Consider the following 1994-nt stretch of genomic DNA (forward strand, 5'->3'; position numbering starts at 1 on the left):
GTTTGAGTAATAAAATTTATTTCACGATAATAAATTTACAAAAATATAATATCTCTATTTTACAATAATGAAGATATTATAAAATTATTTTTTTATTATAATGATTGGGGAAGAAATGGAAAAGGAACTATTGGATAATGACTTTATAGTTAGCAAAACAGATATTAAAGGCAATATTACTTATGCTAATGAATCTTTTTTAAAAATTATAGGTTCAACAGAAAATGAAGTTTTAAATAAGCCACATAATGTTGTAAGACATAAAGATATGCCTAAAGCAGTTTTTAGATACTTGTGGCAACAATTAAAAGGAAGAAAAGAAGTTTATGCTTTCGTAAAAAATAGAACATTTGATGGTGGATATTATTGGGTATTTGCCAATATTAGTATATCTTATGATTTATCTGGTAATACGATAGGATATTATTCAGTTAGAAGAAAAATAGGTAAAAAAGCTAAAGAAGTTATTATTGCTTTATATGCTAAAATGCTTGAAGTTGAGAAAGCTCAAGGGGTTGATGCTTCTTGGAAAATTATAGAAGATATTTTGAAAAAAGAAAATAAAGGTTATAACGAATTTATGATAGGTATTCAGGGGCTAAAATGAGTATATTTAATAAAAATAATGATGAAGCGTTAAATAAAATTATAGAAGTTTTAGAGCAAACTTCAAATGGATATTTAGAATCAAGAGTTACTGGTATAAAGGGCGAAAAATACACAATATTAGCAAATCATTTAAATAATTTGTTAGACCAAATAGAAGTGTGGCAAAGAGAAGTTGCTAGCTCTATTGAGGTTGCTTTTTCTGGTGCAACTTATAGAAATATTAATAGTGTAGGTTTAAAAGGTAGATTTAAAAGCACTGCTGATAATTTAGTAAGTGCTATTTTAGGAATTGCAAAAAGTATAGAAACTCAACGCTTAAATGAACTTAGTATTAAGGTTCAACAAAACAACAATGATTCAGGTATAATTGATATTTTAACAAATGGCTTAAGCACAAATCAAACTAATTTAAATAGCATTTTAAATTCTTCAAAGCAAATTGCAGATGATTCGCATACTACTCAAACTATGGTAAAAGAATTGTCAAAAAGCTCAAATGAATTACAAAATTACATAGGTTTATTTACTGATTTAATCAATGGTCTAAATGAAAAAACAAATGAAATATCAAAAATTATTGAAATGGTAAAAGACATTACAGACCAAACTCAATTATTATCATTAAATGCTGCAATTGAAGCAGCAAGAGCAGGAGAGCATGGTCGTGGATTTGCAGTAGTTGCTGATGAAGTAAGAAAATTAGCAAATAATACAGAAGAAGCTACTAATACTATTAATTTGAATATAAATTCTTTAAAAGAAAGTGTTAAAAAGTGTTTAGAATATTCAAATCAAGTTTCAGAAATTAGCAATAAAAATCAAGAAAAAACAAATCAGTTTTTTGATACTTTAAGTTCTTATGAAAAATTATCTGAAAATAACTTTAATAATGCTCAAAATAGTGGTAGATTGCAAAATAATTTATTTATACAAATACATTTATTACTTTATAAAGATGATGCGATTAGATGTTTGCTTAATAAGAATTTAAAACAAAATAAATCATTAGAAGAAAACATTGCAAAATCAATTAAAAAAGAGCAAGAAGGTATATTTAAAGATATTTTAGCTTTATACGAAGAGCTTTATAATTGTGAAGAATTAGACGAGCAAGTAAGACTTGTGAAAAGATTTGATGATTTAATCTTTAATATGTGTAAAAATTGCTAGTTTAAATAAGGAATTTAAAATAAATTTTTAAATTCCTTAAACCTTTAAATATATTCAATTTCGTTTTTAAAATAAATTATACTAAGAGTGATTTTGTATAAATCTAAAATCATTTCATTTCTTTTGACATTCTATAAATGAATGAAAATACTTCGGCAGCAACTTTTTATATATTTAAAAGCCTATTAATAGTCCTTAAAGTTATTTTAAAACCC

1 protein-coding gene and 1 pseudogene are annotated in these 1994 nt (G+C 24.8%); both read left to right on the forward strand.

Features of this window, described 5'->3' with window-relative positions; all coding sequences use genetic code 11:
- The first annotated feature begins 115 nt into the window (after positions 1-115).
- Positions 116-607 (forward strand): PAS domain-containing protein, encoded by a 492-nt coding sequence (locus AVBRAN9331_RS09615; protein ID WP_214118998.1) that lies wholly within the window; start codon positions 116-118, stop codon positions 605-607.
- Between the two features lie 587 nt (positions 608-1194).
- Positions 1195-1779: pseudogene (locus AVBRAN9331_RS09935) on the forward strand (methyl-accepting chemotaxis protein); the annotation flags it as partial.
- Positions 1780-1994: the final 215 nt, after the last annotated feature.

Origin of the sequence: Campylobacter sp. RM9331 (assembly GCF_020137685.1) — a bacterium.
GTDB lineage: Bacteria > Campylobacterota > Campylobacteria > Campylobacterales > Campylobacteraceae > Campylobacter_E.

Coding starts and splice junctions, on each gene's coding strand:
- AVBRAN9331_RS09615 (WP_214118998.1), top strand. CDS start 116: ATGGAAAAGGAACTATTGGATAATGACTTTATAGTTAGCAAAACAGAT.